Raw genomic sequence first — 16,459 nt, 5'->3', positions numbered from 1 at the left:
AGGCAATAAAACCGGATATTACGGACGGTAAAACAATGCTTGTTGAGGGCCTTTAAAGAAACGAATGCTTATGAAGCGGCTCAAGCGCCATCATCCAAAAACACGTCGCCTGATCCTTCCGCTGCCGCCCCGCCGCAATCGATCGCATCGCCAATCCGCCCGGCGGGCTGACCATTGATGAAGACCGTTGGCGACCCTGCGGCCAAAGCCCGGCCATGGCTTGGCTCCGGGCAGGACGAACAGGCATGCGCCCCATAAGCATCTCCAACCCGGACGGCCCCGCGGCCGTTGATGAACACATTACCGCTGGCCTCGATGGAGGGTGTCGGCGGGAAATGGCAGGGATGGCCGGAGCCGATATCGCCGAGGCGGGTGATGGCGGGCATTTGAACGTCCTCCTGTTCTATAACTGTAGCGTCAGTCAATCACATTGCAATTTTCCAAATTTAAATTTTATTTATTTTTTAATATCAATGTATTATGCGATAATTTACTTTGGTACGTATGAGTTATGAGTGGTTTAGTATTTTGTTGAATTGAATTATTTAACTCGCATCAGGAAATTTTTGTGGATTAAACCCTCTGCCTACCGCCTGCCAGTAAAACCAGGCGGAAAAGGATTAAAGTGACACGAGTGATGCCATCTTCTTATGGTTTGTGGGAGTGAGTTTCTCCGATCCCAATATCAGAATGCACTACGAATTTGCTCGCCTAACCCTCTGAGGCTCTGGCGTGGCAATGGAATATGATCCTCAAGGCTTCTGATCCAGTCTCCGCTCGCGTCTCGCTCTGTGTGAGCTGCGTTCCACTGGGATCGTGTCATCGTTCCTGATCTAGCAATCTCTTGTGGCGATCCGTTGCCAGTGTAATCGTTGGCGATTTCGACTTTTACGTTTTCGCCGAAAAGATCGCCAGGTATCCAATCCACAGATAACAGAGTTCGAGTCATTGGCAGGGCGCGTCCGCCCGGCAATTGAGTTGCTGCGGTGCCGATCCGAATATGCGTTCCAAGCAAAAGAACATTGTCGGCAGAGTCGATTAGAAAGCTTTCACAGTTCGGAAATCCATCACCGGAGATTGCTGATGATATGTGAATAGTCTTTGCTGTCCTGTTTATCCGCAGGCTGAACTCATGTGTTACGTCGAGATCAGGTACGGCTCCTCCCCATCGCTCCCATACCTTAACGCTGCCGCCGTTCGTATCCGAGCCGCCATCCGAAATATCGCCCCCCAAGGCCCAATGGCCAAAATCTGTGTCCGCCCCGTAGAATGCAAAATTTTTCCCCGCGTAAGAAAGTCGTCCGTTGACGCTCTGATCGCCGTCTTCCCGATATGGCGTGATCTGTCCACTCACATTGCTTCGTGGTTTTTTTCGAGGCTGGGAGTAGTCATTAGCCATTTCTGGCAACTTGTCCCCCATTTGCTCAAGGCGAGTTTCGGGAATATGCACACCACGATCGGCCATTTCGTCGCGGGTCATCATTGACGCTGCACGTTCTGGTCGACCTTCCAATACCTTTGGGATTACTGCATTTGAAGAGCGATCTGAGCGCGCGATGGCATCCATAAATTGTGCTGATTTAAGGTCGATTCTTACCTGATGAGAAATTCTAGATGTAGCTTTCTTACTAGATGAAAAGCCTCGTGCATCACCATGGAAACCAAGCCCCCCTAAGCCGAAATTGCGGTCAGGATGGAACGAGCGTGTATATAAAATGAAATAGCTCAATTGGTGTCCCTCACAAATTTATTGATTGCATGAGCTGACAAGGAGATGACTCTTCCGGCCGAGAAGCGTTCAACGGTCACATCGCTAGCAGATCCATCTGCTAGAGCAATACCGAAACTGGAGTGGAATATGCGCGCCCAGCCTTCATCATATTGATCACCCACAACATGTATATCGCTGGTGGAGTCCCAGGAAATCTGTTCCTTTGTTTCGGGGTCAGTTGACTGACCACTTCCGATGGTCAAAAGCTTGGTGACTAGAGAGCGTTCCTGGTGTTTTGGATCTGCTTCGAATTTGAACGTATATGTCCCGGTGTCAGGGTAGAAAAGTTCGATGATCGATCCTGGTGAGCTAATGCTGGCGTGAAAAACCTTCTCCTGTGACGTTCTGCCATCAGCATCTGCCTTGAGGAGACGCCACTGATTTTCAGGCATCGAGCGTCCGGCGACAATCACTGCACCGCCTGTTTCCAACATTGGCTGGTTTACTGTTATGATCAAGCGTGTCGACAATTCCGGCTCCTTTGCCTGGTTCTGGTCAACAGCATAAAGCGCTGCAACGGCCAGCAAAATTGATCCCGTGATCTTGAGTTTCGTAGAAATTTTCAACGCGCGCACCTCAGTTTATGTCGATTCTGGAGGCCGTCATTTTGATCTTGTCTTCCTTTTCGATAATGAGATTGGTACCCTTCAGTGTGATAGTGCCGTCTGGCTGCAGACGGACTTCCGACTTTCCGCAGCGAAACAGTATCTCCTCATGGGCATCGATTATCTTGGCTGACCCGACCACTTCGCTTGAAGCGCCAGCGGCACTTTCATAAATCGCACCACCTACATTCAAAGTGTGTATACCACCAACCGAGACAATATTTGCGGCTCCGACCGTAAGAGTTGCTGCACCCAGCGCATTTATGGACATCGCACCTGAAGCGTTAATCGTGTAATTCCCGAAGCCACTCATGGAAGACATTGTCTTTGCAAGGAAATAGCCGGCATCACGAATGCCGAATGTACTGGCGGCAAGCGCGCCACGTACCACACCGCCGCCAACTCCTGTTCCGACGTTAAGCGTCACGTTCTGGCCGACATGAGTCATCTGGCTAGACTGAACTTCTGTAAGATGGGCGCCACCCACGGATGTAATCTTGTTGACATCAACACGTTCCGTCGCATGGTTCAGCACTTTGACCGTCATATCCTTTTGGGCGTGCACAAATATCTCCTCCAACCCAGCCTCATCCTCAAACGTCAGCTCATTAAACTTCTGCGCTGATTTCCCCTTATGCGTATTGGTCCGAAAGACGCTCTTGGTCTTATTCGCCGGCAAATCATAAGGCACCGGGTTGTTCGTATTCGGCACGACGCCTGTCACCAGCGGTCTGTCCGGGTCGCCGTCGATATAGGCGACCATTACTTCCATGCCGATGCGGGGGATGACCTGGGAGCCCCAGAGGCCGCCGGCCCAGCTTTGGGAGACGCGGATCCAGCAGGTGTCGGAGCCGTCCTTTTTGGCGCGTCTGTCCCAGGGGAACCAGGCTTTGATCCGGCCGTATTTGTCAGGATGAATTTCTTCCCCCGAGGGGCCTGCGACAATGGCCACCTGCGCGCCTTCGATGCGCGGGCGTTTGGTGGTACGATGCGGGGTTAAGGGGATGCGTGACGGGATGGCCTCGAATTCGTTGATATATTCCGGCTGATTTTCCGTGGTCTCATAGGAGCGATCCACCACCCAATGGGTGATGCGGGTTATCACATGCTCTTCGTATTTGTGTTCCGGGTGCGGTTCTTCATAGGGGTTGAAGCGTCGTCCCGGTTCCAGCACACGCACGGTCGACTGGCCTTTGATCCGCTCGTGATCCGCCTGTGTCGCCTGAGCGCGCAATTTGCCGACGCGCTCCATTTCGGTGTAATCTGCGGCGCGGGCGGGGTAGTTGTAAAGCTCGCGCTTGGCATTGCCCGGCAACTCCACGAGAGAAGGAGTCTGTGAGCGTGGAATGAAGTTCGGCGTTTCAAAATTCCAGTCGGCATCGACCCGTTGGCCGGGAACATAGCTGAAGCGCCGCATCCATTCGGTGATGTGGTTGCGGTCGGAAGAGCCTTGGGCGATGCGTACGGTGTCATCGTCTTCCGCGCTGGCCGAGGCCTTTGACCACGCAATCTGGTGGTCTGTTACTCTCAGGCGATGGATGCCCTTATCATGTTGAAACCAATAGAAGATTCCATCTTCTTCCAGTCGACGAAGCAGGTAGTCGAGGTCATTTTCCTGCCATTGGACAGAATAGCCTTGTGCCGGTGGCTTGTTCTGTAGAAAGCCGATATCCGGCTGTGGCAGGCCATGTTCGGAAAACAGCGTTTCCAGCACCTGGATCGATGTCATATCCAGCCAGATCCGGCAATCGGAGCGGCGGGACAGTAGCCACATCTGCGGACGGATGGTGAGCGTGTAGGAGCGTAACCCACGTGTGACCGGCGGGCCTTCCTCAAGATCGGTCACCAAGCCATTGAATGGGCGGCGCAGGCCATCCTCGCCCAGTTCGCCCTGGCGGATTTCCAGGGAAATATCGACCAGCTTGCCAATAAGCTCTTCCGGTTTGACTGCTTCACGCTTGGCGCGGACATGCAGGGTGATTTCGAACAGACGATTGACGCCCTCATCCACCTTCATCCGCTCCGGCAGCAATTGATCCTCACCCAGCGGAGAGGAGACCTTTAAAACGCGGCTGGCCTGAATGAAATCGGCAGTCAATATATCGTCGAACATCGTAAGGCCCCCGGGATTGCGTCTTAAAATATCAAATGCAATATCGATGGCCCGCCAAAACTATTTCAAACGCGCCATCCCTATGGCGAAATTAGACTAGTCTTACAAAAGGTCAAGGTTTTGGTTGTATTGCCGGGTATGTTTGTGTTTTCGGTTGCGAATGTTGATCAGTGGATGGAAAGGGCGATGCAGAATTGCGCAAAGCCTAACCGGCCAGCACCTTGCCAGTGTTGATCTTGACGACGTCTTCCCCGATAAAAACGATGACATAGCCGCCGGCTGTTTCCGCTTCGGCTGCCCAGCGGTGCAACGCGCTGGCATAGGGTTCGTGACGCCACACCTGCGGAAAGGCCGGGTCGACCAGGACCGTGATTTGCGGGCCTTGAGTGTAGACCATCATCTTTGCCGTGGCCGGTTCCCATTCCGGGCTAAGACTGTCGCTTGTCATCCAAAGACAGAGAAAGTCTCGGCAGAGCTGCGGTCTGTCGGGGTAGATCGCGCAGCCTTTCTCGGCTGTGCAGTGGAGGCACCAGGTATTGGCCGGTTTTGCTAAGGCGTCGATATCCGGCAGACGGCAACAGAGCGTGCAGGTGCCGCAAGTGCGAACGGGCAGGGCTGCCGAGGCTGGGAAAATGTCGAGGAGCATGGAGCGGTTTTTGCAGCTTGGAAACGGAAAACCTGCCGTAGCATAAGGCGACCGCCCACGCCATGCGCCTCACCCTGAAACGATTGTCCGGGTGAGGCGAGGTCGTGTCTTCGCTTATGCCGCTGCGTATTCGGGGCGCTTTTGGGTGATCGGTCCGGCTGCCGATTGATAGAGCTGGCCGAAGCGATTGGCGAGAAAGGCGTCGAGGCTGATTTCCTCCTGGCGCACGAAGCCGGATTGCGGCAATGCACCCTCAGCCAGCAGGTCCAGCACGGCGCAGATGCCAGCGGCGGTGGTGATCTGGATGGCGCTCATTTTCTTGTCCGCCACGGTCCCGGCATAAACCTTGTTGGCATATGTTTCTTGCATGTAGCGCCCTTCGCGCCAGCCGCAGACGGTCACGAAAATTACAACCACATCCTGCATGGTGGCGGGCAGGGCGTTTTCAAACAGGTCCTTCAGCACGTCGCGGCGATTCTTCAGGTTGAAGTCGTTGAGCAGCGCCTTGATGATTGCCTGATGGCCGGGATAGCGGATGGTGCGGTAATTCATCGTCCGTACCCGGCCTTCCAGGGTTTTCGCCAGCGTGCCGAGGCCGCCTGACGTGTTGAAGGCCTCGTAGGTGACGCCGTCGAGCGAAAATTCCTCGCGCTCCTCCATGGCGGGCACGCTGATCAGCCGTCCCTCGACAATGGCTTCGCAAGGCTCGATATATTCGTTGATCAACCCGTCCGTGCTCCAGGTGAGGTTATAGTTCAGCGCATTGGAAGGATATTGCGGCAGCGCACCGACCCGCATCCGCACGCTGTCCAGCGTCTCGAAGCGCTGCGCCAGATCATGGGCTACGATGGAAATGAAGCCGGGGGCAAGGCCGCATTGCGGGATGAAGGCGGTGCGCGCACCCTCCGCCAGCGCCTCGACTTTTTTCGTGGTCGCCACGTCTTCGGTCAGGTCGAGGTAATGGCAGCCGCTGCGCGCCGCACTTTCGGCAATGGCCCCGGTCAGGTGAAACGGTGCGGCAGAGAGCACTGCGAACTGACCGTGAAGATGGGCATCGATTGCGGCCTTATCGGCAATATCAACCAAAGCAGTGGCGATGCCGGGATGCTTGTCGAGTTTCGCCAATTGCTCGGCGCTGCGGTCGGCAACCGTCACCCGGTAATCGCCGGTTTCGGCCAGAAGATGGGCAATTGCCCCGCCAATCTTGCCTGCGCCAATGATGGAAATTTTTTTCATGACCGTTCCCCTTGATGCTTTTGACGAGCCTTCAGTGTGGAGCTGATCCCTGTCGATTCACAGTGGCAAATTGAGCGTTTTCGCTTACGATAATGGACGATTTACCGAAAGGATTGGACAGAATGCAGGTCTCCGACAAGGACCGCGAATTGCTGGCGCTGCTGGGTGAAAATGCCCGCATGCCGGTGGCCACGCTGGCGAGACGCCTCGGCCTGTCGCGCACCACGGTGCAGGCGCGGCTGGAACGGCTGGAGCGGGAAGGGGTGATCGCCGGTTACGGCCTGAGGCTGTCTGATGCCTATCAAAGCGGGCTGATCCGCGCCCATGTGATGATAACCATGGCCCCGAAGGCGCTGTCGCTGGTGACGGCGGAGCTTGCAGCCATCCCGCAGGTCACCGCCCTGCATTCCGTCAATGGTCCTTATGACCTGATCGCGATGCTGGCGGCGCCATCGATCCAGGATCTCGACCGGCTGATCGACCGGATCGGCGAGCTGTCGGGGGTGGAGCGGACGCTGTCGTCAATCATTCTGTCGACGCGGATTGCGCGGTGATCATTTCCGATAATGGAAGCGGCATTGAACAATATCCAGCCGCTGCTCCTGGCCAGAGCCGGAGACGGAGTAGACCAACCGATGGTCACCAGCGATGCGCCGTGACCAAAAGCCGGTGAGGTCGCCTTTCAGGGGTTCGGGCTTACCGAGACCTGTAAAGGGCGTTCGTTTGGCATTGCGGATCAGTTCATTGATCTTGGTGACCATTTTCAGGTCTGTCCGGAGCCAGAACTCGTAATCGTCCCAGGCGTTTTCCGTCCAGCCCAGCTTCATGGCTCAGTTGTCCTGGCCATCGGCAGGCTCGGTTGGGTCGCGATCGAGGATGTTTCCTCCCCGCAACTGCTCGATACTGTCTCGCAGTCGCTCGGCGTTGGCCGGGTTTGACAGCAGATGCAACGTCTCTTGCATGCTCTCGTATTCACCCTCGGCAATCACGACCACCGCTTCCTTGCCCTGGCGTGTGACCAGCAAAGGTGCGCGCGATTCCAGCACCTTGTCGAAGTGGTGCGCGAAATTCTGCCGGAATTCTGTGAAGCGGACGTTGGTCATGGTGGCTGCCCCAATAATCTGTACGTATATATGTACATCTTGCTTGGGGTCGTCGTCAACCGCCCCGAAAAATACAAAACCACCAGCATGGTTTTGCCAGTGGTTTTGCAATTGTCATTCGGTTTTTGCAGACAGCGGAGTTTCGTTACTTCGCCCGCATTTCCAGCACCCGATTAGCGGCCGAAACGATGGCTTCCAGCGAGGCCGTCACAATGTTCTGGTTGATACCGGCACCGAACAGGCGGCCAGCGGGATGGTCCATTTCCACATAGGCGATGGCTGCGGCGTTGGAGCCGTGTTGCAGGGAGTGTTCGGAATAATCGCGCACTGAAATCTCGATGCCCAGATAGGTGGAGAGCGCGTTGACGAAACCGTCAATCGGGCCGTTACCCTTGCCTTCGATCCGCTTCACTTCGCCGCCATCGGTGATTTCGGCGGCGACGATCCGCACGCCCTTTGTGGCCGTGTCGGGATAGGTGTGGTGATCGACGAATTTCAGCCGGGCTTCGGGCTGGTCGATATAGCGGCTGATGAAGCTGTCATAGATCCGCTTGGAGGGCAGTTCCACGCCTTCTTCATCGGTAATGCGCTGGATCTCCTCGCGGAACTCGACTTGCAGGTTGCGCGGCAGGTTGATGCCGTAATCCTCTTGCAGGATATAGGCGATGCCGCCCTTGCCTGATTGGGAATTGATACGGATGATCGCTTCATAGGAACGACCGACATCCTGCGGGTCGATCGGCAGATAGGGCACTTCCCAGACCGGGGAATTGGCCTTTTTCACTGCCTTCATCCCCTTGTTGATCGCATCCTGATGCGAGCCGGAAAAGGCGGTATAGACCAGTTCGCCAACATAGGGATGGCGCTCCGGAATGGTCATTTCATTGGCATATTCATAGACATCCTTGATGCGCTCGATCTGCGAGCAGTCCAGCTCGGGATCGATGCCCTGGGTGTACATGTTCAGCGCCAGCGTCACCACGTCGACATTGCCGGTGCGCTCGCCATTGCCAAACAGCGTGCCTTCCACCCGGTCGGCGCCTGCCATCAGGGCCAGTTCGGTGGCTGCGATGCCGGTGCCGCGGTCGTTGTGCGGATGCAGCGAGATGATGACGTTTTCGCGGTTGTCGATATTGCGGCACATCCATTCGATCTGGTCGGCATAGATGTTCGGCGTCGCCATTTCCACGGTTGAGGGCAGGTTGAGGATCAGCTTGTTGTCGGGCGTCGGCTTGATCTCGGCAATCACAGCGTTGCAGATCTCCAGCGCCACGTCCAACTCGGTGCCGGTAAAGCTTTCCGGCGAATATTCAAACCGGTAGCCGCCGCCAGCCTTGGTGGCCATGTCGATGATCATTTTCGCCGCATCGACGGCGATCTGCTTGATGCCGGGCACGTCCTTGGCAAACACCACGCGGCGCTGCAATTCCGAAGTCGAATTGTAGAAGTGGATGATTGGCTTATGGGCGCCTTCCAAGGCCTCGAAGGTGCGGGTGATCAGTTCCGGGCGGCACTGCACCAGCACTTGCAGGGAGACGTCATCGGGCACATTACCTTGCTCGACGCACCAGCGGGCAAAGTCGAAATCGGTCTGCGAGGCCGAGGGAAAGCCGATCTCGATTTCCTTGAAGCCCATTTCCAGCAGCAGTTGGAACATTCTTGCCTTGCGGTCGTGGCCCATTGGATTGACCAGCGACTGGTTGCCGTCGCGCAGATCAACCGAACACCAGATCGGCGCCTGTGTGATGGTCTTGCTTGGCCAGGTGCGGTCGGAAATGTCGATCTGCGGATAGGCCTGGTATTTCTTTGCCGCGTCGGGCATGCCCTTTTTGATGGAATTGGTCTTCAACATGTTCGCTCTCTTCTCATCCCGAATATGCCCGGCTTATAGCGGTTCGAGTGCCGCATGCGAATGCAAAATTCGGCCCCTTCAGGGGTCAATAGTCAAAATTGTGGAGTGGTGAGGAGCAATCGCCTGCGACGGCTAACCCGGCCGCCGGGCGCTCCTCAATGGACCCGGCAACCGCGGATAAGGTCGAGAAGAAGAAGCGAGGATAGGGCGCGCAAAGCTGCGGCGCGGCTAAAATTGCCTCGCTGTGCAGTCTTTGTCATGGAATGGCCCAATGTCTTCATGCTTCAATCTATAATCAGCGGTTTCCGGGCTGGCAAGGGCAATTTTCATCAAGGCTGCGGATGACGGTCAGCGCCGCAGCCGGACAGCGAACCGCGTCAGCCCCAGCATAGCCAGACCGCCTATCAATCCCCAGAAGGCGGCGGAAATGCCGAGAAGCGAAATGCCCGATGCGGTGACCAGGAAAGTGACGGCGGCGGCCTCGCGGGTTGTCGGTTCGCGGAAGGCCGCGACGAGTGAGCCGGAAAAGGCGCCGATCAGCGCCAGACCCGCCACCGATTCGATCAGGATGGCGGGTGCCAGGCCTACGAAGGAGGTGACCACACCGGCCAAAAGCCCAAGCACCAGATAGCCGACGCTGCCAATCATCGCCGCCCAGTAGCGCCGCTGCGGATCGGCATGGGCATCATGGCCCGCCGCCATGGCGGCAGTGACGGCGGCGAGATTAATGGCATGGGCGCCAAACGGCGCGGCAAGGGCGGTGAACAGGCCGGTAATGGTGAAAAGCGGACCCGGCCTTGGATGGTAATCATGCACTTTCAGCACGGCGATGCCTGGAATGTTCTGCGAGGCCATGGTGACGATGAACAGTGGCAATGAGATGGAAACCATCGACGCGAATGTGAACGTCGGCATCACGAATGCGACCGGCGGCACGAAGGAGGCACCCAGTGCTGCAAATGCGCCGTCGGGCAGGGGAACGGCGAATACCAGGACCAGAACGAAGGCGGCAAGAGCGGCGGGAACGGCAAAGAGCCGATTGATGGTGCCGACAATCGCCCAGGCCAGCAGGATCGGCAAGCCAAGCAGCGGGCTTTCTTCGATGGCCTTGAACGGCGCAAAACAAAGGCCGACAATCACCCCTGATAGCATGGCATTGGCAAGCGGGGCGGGGATGGTGCCAATGGCCCGGCCAAGCGGCTTGAACAGCCCGGCAATGACGATCAGCGCGGCGCAGACCAGAAACGCGCCGACCGCTGCTGAAAAACCGCCTTGCGGCACACCGGCTGTCACCAGCAAGGCAGCACCCGGCGTCGACCAGGCAATGGAAATCGGCATCCGCGTCTTGAGACACACGATAAGACCGCAAATGCCCATGGCAACCGACAGCGCCATCAGGCCGGAGGCCGCTTGCAGATCGCTGGCGCCAACTCCTTTCAGCCCTTGCAGGATAACGGCGAAGGAACTGGCAAAGCCGACAAAGGCCACCAGAAGCCCCATAAACAGGCTTTGCGGCGAGAATTCTTTCAGCATGCGGATGGTCCCGGCCACAGTATCGATCCGGCTGGAACATCAGGTTTTAATGAAACACGCAAGGCTGAGATGAGGCAAACGGGTACGTATCGAAATACATTTGCGATGGCAGGCACACAAAACAAAACCCTGCCGGATTGCTCCGGCGGGGTTATATCTTCATGGTTGTAAACTCAGATTTCCGACTGGCTTTCAACGATCTTCGAAACCAGGCCGTAATCCTTGGCTTGTTCAGCCGAGAGCCAGTAATCGCGGTCGATGTCCTTGGCGATCTTTTCTTCCGTCTGGCCGGTGGCCTTGGAGAAGATCTTGATCAGTCGCTCGTTCATCTTGATGATTTCGCGGGCCTGGATTTCGATATCCGAGGCCATGCCGCGTGTGCCGCCCGAGGGTTGGTGCAGCAGGAAGCGGGTATTGGGCAGGCAAAGGCGCTGCTCCTTCGGCACCGAAACATAGATCAGCGCGCCAGCGGAGGCGACCCATCCGGTGCCGATGATCCAGACCTTCGGCTTGATGAACTTGATCATGTCATGGATCGAATCGCCCGATTCGACATGGCCGCCTGGAGAATTGACGTAGACGCGGATGTCGTCGTCGCTGGCGGCAGCCAGAGCCACCAGCTGTGTGCAGACCTTCTGCGCCAGTTCCTGGGTGATTCCGCCATAGATGAAGATCGAACGCGACTTGAAAAGATTCGCTTCCGTTTCCTTGCCGAGCGGCAGTTCCTTGCTCTTGTCGTCGTCTTCTTCGTTCATTCGGCAATTCCTCATTTGCGTTTTGCTCACCCGAACCGACCGTGTCCTGGGCCATCATAATGACCGATAGGCTGCGGACGGCACGCTTACCACTTCCTATGCAAATAGTGCTTATCAAGGCTTAAAACAATGCCGGAAAAAGGCAAGCGTGGACGCAGTGAACAGGAAGTTGATCCTGTATATCGATTTTTCAACGCCTCGGTTCGGCAACTGGGATTGCAGAGCTCGGCGGGTCAACCCGACAATCTCTGGTTATGGGTCAGGGAGACCTCGCTGGTATCACCCGTCAAAGCATAGCGCTCCCAGTCCAGCACCCAGGCCCCAGGCGCACCGGAAATCGAAAACAGATTATAGGCAGCCTGCGGCTTTTTGCTGCCCGGCCCCTGGCTGGCCGAGGCAATACCCACCACCGGTACGCGGCCATGGCGATTGTGCAGCCAGTTCAGGGTGTTGAGATGGGTATGGCCGTGCAGCACCAGTTCGGCCCCGCCCAGCGAGATCGCTGCGGCAAAGCGGCGGATGCCGATCATCCGCTTGTGCTGTGAGGCGGCACCCCGAACAGGGGGATGGTGGATCAGCACCACCCGGAACAGGCCCTCTTCGCCAGCCTGACGCAGCAATTGGGCGGTTTCACGGGCCTGGCGCGAGCTGAAATAGCCGCTGGCGGAAAAGGGCGGGGTGGCAATGGAGGTGGAACAACCGATCAGCCCGACCGGTCCCCGGCGACGAAACGTCGGCCAGAGCTTGAAATCTTTGCGCCAGATGTCCGGGTCCGTGTCGCCGCGCACATAATCATACCAGGCATGCATTGCTTTTTCATGGGCGCCGGGCACATAGGCATCGTGATTGCCCGGCACGACCGATGTCGTGGCCGGTGGGCCGACCATGCGCAGCCACTCGGCGGCCTTGTTGATTTCCAGCCCGGATGCCAGATTGACGAGATCGCCGGTAACCGTCAGATGGTCGGGGGCTTTGGCGTGAATATCGGCCACCAACGCCTCCAGCGTGCCGGAGACCATATGTTTTGCCCGGTTGCGGTGCCAGTTGACATAACCTGTGATGCGCTTCGATGCCAATTCTCGAAAGGTGAGATGTGGCATAGGTCCCAGATGGATATCGGATATATGGGCGAGTTTGAACATGAACCTTATCTATACTTTCCGGACAGCGGGGCAAGCGCGATGACACTGTATCCATCAGGGTCTCAACCGGATGACAGCGGGTTGAGTTCCGTGAAAAAATGTGTGGTGCGGCTATTGCACGTTTATTTTGCCATCTCACGCGGCATGACGCTTGGGGTGCGGGCCGCCTGTTTTGATGATCAGGGCCGGATTTTCCTGGTGCGGCACACCTATCTCCCCGGCTGGTACATGCCCGGCGGCGGGGTGGAGCGCGGCGAAACCGCGAGTCAAGCGCTGGAAAAGGAATTGCGGGAAGAGGGCAATCTGCTGATGACCGCGCCGCCCGTTCTGTTGCAATCCTACCTGAACCGCACCGCCAGCCGCCGCGATCATGTGTTGTTTTACCGTACCCTGGTGCGCCAGACCGCGCCGCGCCTGCCGGACCGGGAAATCGCCGAATCGGGCTTTTTCCCTCTCGACGCTCTCCCTGAAGGAATCACCCCCGCCACCCGGCGTCGCCTAGCGGAGCTTGTTACGGATGGGCCTTACGCCGATTTCTGGTGAAGAAAGGGAAGGTCCGGGCCGACCGGTATGATTCCCGTCGGGTTGATGGTCTTGTGGCTGCCGTAGTAATGGCGTTTGATATGGTCGATATTGACGGTCTCCGCCACGCCCGGCCAGTGGTAGAGCGCTGACAGATAGGCCGATAGCGCCGGATAATCGGCAATGCGGCGGATGTTGCATTTGAAATGGCCGACATAAACCGCATCGAACCGCACCAGCGTGGTAAACAGCCGCCAGTCCGCCTCGGTCAGCGTATCACCGACCAGGAACTGGCTGGAGGAAAGTCTTTCCTCCAGCATATCCAGCGTTTCGAACAGTGGGGCAATCGCGTCTTCATACGCGTCTTGCGTGGTGGCGAAACCGGCCTTGTAGACGCCGTTATTGACGGTGTCGTAGATGCGGTCGTTCAGCGCATCGATCTCGCCACGCAGCGGCTCGGGATAGAAATCCTTGATATCCCCTGTCAGCGCATTGAAGGCGGAGTTGAACATGCGGATGATCTCGGCGGATTCGTTGGAGACCACGGTATTCAAATGCTTGTCCCAGAGGACAGGCACCGTGACCCGGCCGCTATAATGCGGATCGGCCTTGAGATAGACCTGCCAGAGATAATCCGCCCCGAACAGATGGTCGCCGGTTGCCGCGCCGTCCTGCTGAAACGTCCAGCCGTTTTCCAGCATCAGCGGATGGACGACGGAAACCGAAATCAACTCTTCCAGCTTTTTGAGCGTGCGGAAAATCAGTGTGCGATGCGCCCAGGGGCAGGCCAGCGACACATAGAGATGGTAGCGCCCGGCCTCAGCCTTGAAACCGCCATCACCGCTTGGCCCCGGTGCGCCATCGGCGGTCAACCAATTGCGAAACCGGCTGGCCGAGCGCTGGAAATGCCCTTTGGTGGCTTTCGTATCGTACCAGATGTCGCTCCAGACGCCATCAACCAGCATGCCCATCGGCTCTTCCTTCCATCGCTGTTTCAAATTTCCGTTGTTCTTATATGCGATGCTGGCGAGGAATTGCGATGATTTGGCTGATGAACAGTGTGTTTTGGGATAAAGCATCGTACCGAAACGTGGAAACCGTTTTTCTGCACGATGCTATAGACGGTCGGAAAATTTGTTGTTATGCAAATTGCCATCGAAATTGGACAGTGATCCCATGACCTTCTGCCGGAACCTGCGACGACGCTGATGCTCTCGACCATCCCTGTGATGGTGTGAACACTCCTGCGCAATTCGCTATACGGTTCCGGTCTTCATGCAAAAGCACGATCTCGTCTACCTCACCGAGGATGCGTCTCACGACGCCATTATCGAACTCATCAACGCGGAAGCTTTCGGCCCTGGCCGGTTCACACGAGCCGCTGCCCGTATCCGGGAACAAGGTCCGCATGATCGCTCGCTGTCCTTCGTCTGCGCCGATCAGGGCGAAACCATTGCCTCGGTGCGCATGACACCGGTGCTGGCGGGAACAGTCAAAGGCCATATGCTTGGCCCGCTTGCCGTGCGCCCCTCCCATAAATGCCTGGGCATTGGCCGGGAACTGGTGCGCATCGCCATTGAAGCCGCACGGCGGAACGGTTCCGAAGCGGTGATCCTGATCGGCGATCCTCCCTATTACATGCCGCTCGGCTTTGAAAAAATCGCTTACAATGCCCTGTCCTTCCCCGGTCCGGTCGATCCCGGTCGGGTGCTGGTCGTGCCACTGGTTGAGGATGTGCATGCCCGGCTGAAGGGTGTGATTGGCTGGCGAAAGGATGAGGCCGGGAGCACCGACGTCGCGGCCGATGACGCGGATTACGAACCGGTGCTGTTGGTCGCTAACGGTTGAAGTAGCTCAGTCTCTGTTGCCAAGCTTAGCGGATAAGATCTGCTGGATTTGGTGCGAAAGGAATGTCGGCCGGGCCGATATGCTGGAACGAGTCCTTCAGTTTTTTCAACACGGCTTCATCGGCTGTGGTGATTTCATAATAGCTGCTGTCTATGGCGCGGATCATCAGCCAGTTGTCATCGGTTGCGTTTGGAAAATACCCGGTGAACTCTCCCCAGATGACCTGTGTCGTTTGTTTGGCAAGGGCTAGCAACTCCTGGCCTGTAATCACGGCGTCCCGGTTTGCCAGCAATTCCAGTTTTTCGCCGCCGTCCCCGGTGGCGTCAAACCACTCAAGCTCAGGCAAACCGGATTTGACTGTTGAAACCCGCCAGACTGCTTGCAGCGATCGAGGTGCCAAAAGACGCAGAAGATCGCGCAGATCAAAGGCCAGCACGCCATTCTTCATCACGTCATGGATTCTAATCGATTTCATGGCGTCTCGTATTTCTGCTGTAGCGTTTCAAACCGATAGGCCGCGCCCTCTTTCCTGATAGAACCGACACCCGGAAAAGGCAGGTGCGCGGCGGCAATCAGGTAGCCTTCGTTTGCCGCCTGTTCGAAAACCTGCGCCCGTGCCTTGGCGGCATTGGTCTGATCATAATCGAAATCGATGGTGATGGCGGGATCGCGGAACTGCACGTTCTCGCCATGGACGATATCGCCGACGAACAGCATGGCCGTCCCCTCGCTCTCAAACCGGACCGCCAGATGGCCGGGCGTATGACCGGCTCGAAGCATAGCGCTGAAGCCGGGAAGGATCGGCCCGTTATCGTCAAAAATCGTCAAACTTCCTTCGGCCTCATACGGGTCGAGGCAAAGATGCGCCCGACCGATCTGGCCCTTGACCCGCTCCGTCGCATCAGGCGCATCGGCAGCCCCCGGCGATAGCCAGAAACCTGTTTCCGTGCGTCCGGCGTGGACAATGGCGTTGGGGAAAATCGGCGCACCATCGCGCACCAGCCCGCCGGTGTGATCGGCATGAATATGGGTGAGAATGATGTCGTCGATATCGGCGGGGTTGAGGCCGAGTGCTGCCAGCCCGGCAGAAAGCTTGCCGTGATCCGGCCCGAAGAGCTGGCCGGAACCAGTGTCGATCAGCACAGTCCGTTCAGGGGTTTTGATGAGGAAGCAGTTGACGGACAGCGAGGTCGCGGCATCTGCAAACCCCTCTGCGACAGGCTCGCCATTGCGGCGATAAAGCTTGCCGACATCGGCGGTCAGAACGCCATCCTGAAGGGCGAAGATCTGCGCTGCTCCAAGTGTGAAGTGATAGGGGGACATGGGGAGTTCC

At 57.0% G+C, this 16,459-nt stretch carries 18 protein-coding genes; 3 read left to right on the top strand and 15 right to left on the bottom strand.

The window, feature by feature from the left end:
* Positions 1 to 80: 80 nt before the first annotated feature.
* The 6 genes from G6L01_RS11110 to G6L01_RS11085 form a co-directional block, all read right to left on the bottom strand.
* Entirely contained in the window at positions 81 to 386 is a 306-nt protein-coding gene (locus G6L01_RS11110) for a PAAR domain-containing protein (RefSeq protein ID WP_070164152.1), read from the bottom strand.
* Between the two features lie 299 nt (positions 387 to 685).
* Positions 686 to 1,729 carry a hypothetical protein gene (locus G6L01_RS11105; protein ID WP_139190224.1) on the bottom strand — a complete coding sequence of 348 codons (1,044 nt, stop codon included), beginning with the start codon at positions 1,727 to 1,729 and terminating at the stop codon, positions 686 to 688.
* On the bottom strand, positions 1,726 to 2,337 hold the full coding sequence (locus G6L01_RS11100) for a hypothetical protein (protein WP_234889595.1): 612 nt from the start codon (positions 2,335 to 2,337) through the stop codon (positions 1,726 to 1,728). The genes G6L01_RS11105 and G6L01_RS11100 overlap by 4 nt, the downstream gene beginning before the upstream one ends.
* Before the next feature lie 10 nt (positions 2,338 to 2,347).
* Positions 2,348 to 4,489: a type VI secretion system Vgr family protein gene (locus tag G6L01_RS11095; protein ID WP_070164154.1), complete on the bottom strand. Its 2,142-nt coding sequence runs from the start codon at positions 4,487 to 4,489 to the stop codon at positions 2,348 to 2,350.
* A 205-nt stretch (positions 4,490 to 4,694) separates the two neighbouring features.
* The gene (locus G6L01_RS11090) at positions 4,695 to 5,135 is read right to left on the bottom strand and encodes a YkgJ family cysteine cluster protein (RefSeq protein WP_070164155.1); all 441 of its coding nucleotides are present in this window, start codon (positions 5,133 to 5,135) and stop codon (positions 4,695 to 4,697) included.
* A gap of 114 nt (positions 5,136 to 5,249) precedes the next feature.
* Positions 5,250 to 6,371, bottom strand: a complete 1,122-nt coding sequence (locus G6L01_RS11085; protein ID WP_070164156.1) for a saccharopine dehydrogenase family protein — start codon at positions 6,369 to 6,371, stop codon at positions 5,250 to 5,252.
* A 122-nt stretch (positions 6,372 to 6,493) separates the two neighbouring features.
* On the opposite strand from G6L01_RS11085, the gene G6L01_RS11080 reads away from it, so the two are divergent.
* Positions 6,494 to 6,925, top strand: a complete 432-nt coding sequence (locus G6L01_RS11080) for an Lrp/AsnC family transcriptional regulator (RefSeq protein WP_070164157.1) — start codon at positions 6,494 to 6,496, stop codon at positions 6,923 to 6,925.
* Here G6L01_RS11080 and G6L01_RS11075 read toward each other — a convergent pair whose 3' ends face one another.
* The 6 genes from G6L01_RS11075 to G6L01_RS11050 all read right to left on the bottom strand — a co-directional run bounded on the left by G6L01_RS11075 (position 6,926) and on the right by G6L01_RS11050 (position 12,756).
* Entirely contained in the window at positions 6,926 to 7,198 is a 273-nt protein-coding gene (locus G6L01_RS11075; RefSeq protein WP_070164158.1) for a Txe/YoeB family addiction module toxin, read from the bottom strand.
* Positions 7,199 to 7,201: 3 nt separating this feature from the next.
* Positions 7,202 to 7,474 carry a type II toxin-antitoxin system Phd/YefM family antitoxin gene (locus tag G6L01_RS11070; protein WP_070164197.1) on the bottom strand — a complete coding sequence of 91 codons (273 nt, stop codon included), beginning with the start codon at positions 7,472 to 7,474 and terminating at the stop codon, positions 7,202 to 7,204.
* A gap of 145 nt (positions 7,475 to 7,619) precedes the next feature.
* On the bottom strand, positions 7,620 to 9,326 hold the full coding sequence (gene leuA, locus G6L01_RS11065; RefSeq protein WP_070164159.1) for a 2-isopropylmalate synthase: 1,707 nt from the start codon (positions 9,324 to 9,326) through the stop codon (positions 7,620 to 7,622).
* Positions 9,327 to 9,674: 348 nt separating this feature from the next.
* Positions 9,675 to 10,859 (bottom strand): benzoate/H(+) symporter BenE family transporter, encoded by a 1,185-nt coding sequence (locus G6L01_RS11060; RefSeq protein ID WP_070164198.1) that lies wholly within the window; start codon positions 10,857 to 10,859, stop codon positions 9,675 to 9,677.
* A 173-nt stretch (positions 10,860 to 11,032) separates the two neighbouring features.
* Entirely contained in the window at positions 11,033 to 11,614 is a 582-nt protein-coding gene (locus G6L01_RS11055; protein WP_070164160.1) for an ATP-dependent Clp protease proteolytic subunit, read from the bottom strand.
* 233 nt (positions 11,615 to 11,847) lie between these two features.
* On the bottom strand, positions 11,848 to 12,756 hold the full coding sequence (locus G6L01_RS11050; protein ID WP_070164161.1) for a metallophosphoesterase family protein: 909 nt from the start codon (positions 12,754 to 12,756) through the stop codon (positions 11,848 to 11,850).
* Between the two features lie 39 nt (positions 12,757 to 12,795).
* Here G6L01_RS11050 and G6L01_RS11045 point away from each other — a divergent pair, with 39 nt between their 5' ends.
* Complete coding sequence (locus tag G6L01_RS11045; protein ID WP_081343993.1) at positions 12,796 to 13,299, top strand: NUDIX domain-containing protein; 504 nt, start codon at positions 12,796 to 12,798, stop codon at positions 13,297 to 13,299.
* Here G6L01_RS11045 and G6L01_RS11040 read toward each other — a convergent pair.
* On the bottom strand, positions 13,281 to 14,249 hold the full coding sequence (locus G6L01_RS11040; RefSeq protein ID WP_070164162.1) for a glutathione S-transferase family protein: 969 nt from the start codon (positions 14,247 to 14,249) through the stop codon (positions 13,281 to 13,283). The two genes, G6L01_RS11045 and G6L01_RS11040, sit on opposite strands and share 19 nt — an antisense overlap.
* A 304-nt stretch (positions 14,250 to 14,553) precedes the next feature.
* Here G6L01_RS11040 and G6L01_RS11035 point away from each other — a divergent pair, with 304 nt between their 5' ends.
* Positions 14,554 to 15,126, top strand: a complete 573-nt coding sequence (locus tag G6L01_RS11035) for a GNAT family N-acetyltransferase (RefSeq protein ID WP_070164163.1) — start codon at positions 14,554 to 14,556, stop codon at positions 15,124 to 15,126.
* 25 nt (positions 15,127 to 15,151) lie between these two features.
* Here G6L01_RS11035 and G6L01_RS11030 read toward each other — a convergent pair whose 3' ends face one another.
* Positions 15,152 to 15,562 carry a hypothetical protein gene (locus G6L01_RS11030; RefSeq protein WP_139190225.1) on the bottom strand — a complete coding sequence of 137 codons (411 nt, stop codon included), beginning with the start codon at positions 15,560 to 15,562 and terminating at the stop codon, positions 15,152 to 15,154.
* Positions 15,563 to 15,597: 35 nt separating this feature from the next.
* Entirely contained in the window at positions 15,598 to 16,449 is an 852-nt protein-coding gene (locus G6L01_RS11025; RefSeq protein WP_070164165.1) for an MBL fold metallo-hydrolase, read from the bottom strand.
* Between the last annotated feature and the right edge of the window lie 10 nt (positions 16,450 to 16,459).

This window comes from Agrobacterium vitis, from assembly GCF_013337045.2.
In the GTDB taxonomy this organism is placed as follows: Bacteria; Pseudomonadota; Alphaproteobacteria; order Rhizobiales; family Rhizobiaceae; genus Allorhizobium; species Allorhizobium vitis_B.
The sequence above is the reverse complement of the archived record's forward strand: the minus strand, read 5'-3'. Positions and strand labels throughout refer to the sequence as shown.

Excerpts from the sequence above, each read along its gene's own strand:
- G6L01_RS11050 (WP_070164161.1), bottom strand. The coding sequence starts at position 12,756 with ATGTTCAAACTCGCCCATATATCCGATATCCATCTGGGACCTATGCCA.
- G6L01_RS11045 (WP_081343993.1), top strand. The coding sequence starts at position 12,796 with ATGACACTGTATCCATCAGGGTCTCAACCGGATGACAGCGGGTTGAGT.
- G6L01_RS11040 (WP_070164162.1), bottom strand. The coding sequence starts at position 14,249 with ATGGGCATGCTGGTTGATGGCGTCTGGAGCGACATCTGGTACGATACG.
- G6L01_RS11080 (WP_070164157.1), top strand. The coding sequence starts at position 6,494 with ATGCAGGTCTCCGACAAGGACCGCGAATTGCTGGCGCTGCTGGGTGAA.
- G6L01_RS11110 (WP_070164152.1), bottom strand. The coding sequence starts at position 386 with ATGCCCGCCATCACCCGCCTCGGCGATATCGGCTCCGGCCATCCCTGC.
- leuA (WP_070164159.1), bottom strand. The coding sequence starts at position 9,326 with ATGTTGAAGACCAATTCCATCAAAAAGGGCATGCCCGACGCGGCAAAG.
- G6L01_RS11070 (WP_070164197.1), bottom strand. The coding sequence starts at position 7,474 with ATGACCAACGTCCGCTTCACAGAATTCCGGCAGAATTTCGCGCACCAC.
- G6L01_RS11025 (WP_070164165.1), bottom strand. The coding sequence starts at position 16,449 with ATGTCCCCCTATCACTTCACACTTGGAGCAGCGCAGATCTTCGCCCTT.
- G6L01_RS11090 (WP_070164155.1), bottom strand. The coding sequence starts at position 5,135 with ATGCTCCTCGACATTTTCCCAGCCTCGGCAGCCCTGCCCGTTCGCACT.
- G6L01_RS11060 (WP_070164198.1), bottom strand. The coding sequence starts at position 10,859 with ATGCTGAAAGAATTCTCGCCGCAAAGCCTGTTTATGGGGCTTCTGGTG.
- G6L01_RS11075 (WP_070164158.1), bottom strand. The coding sequence starts at position 7,198 with ATGAAGCTGGGCTGGACGGAAAACGCCTGGGACGATTACGAGTTCTGG.
- G6L01_RS11085 (WP_070164156.1), bottom strand. The coding sequence starts at position 6,371 with ATGAAAAAAATTTCCATCATTGGCGCAGGCAAGATTGGCGGGGCAATT.
- G6L01_RS11035 (WP_070164163.1), top strand. The coding sequence starts at position 14,554 with ATGCAAAAGCACGATCTCGTCTACCTCACCGAGGATGCGTCTCACGAC.
- G6L01_RS11095 (WP_070164154.1), bottom strand. The coding sequence starts at position 4,489 with ATGTTCGACGATATATTGACTGCCGATTTCATTCAGGCCAGCCGCGTT.
- G6L01_RS11055 (WP_070164160.1), bottom strand. The coding sequence starts at position 11,614 with ATGAACGAAGAAGACGACGACAAGAGCAAGGAACTGCCGCTCGGCAAG.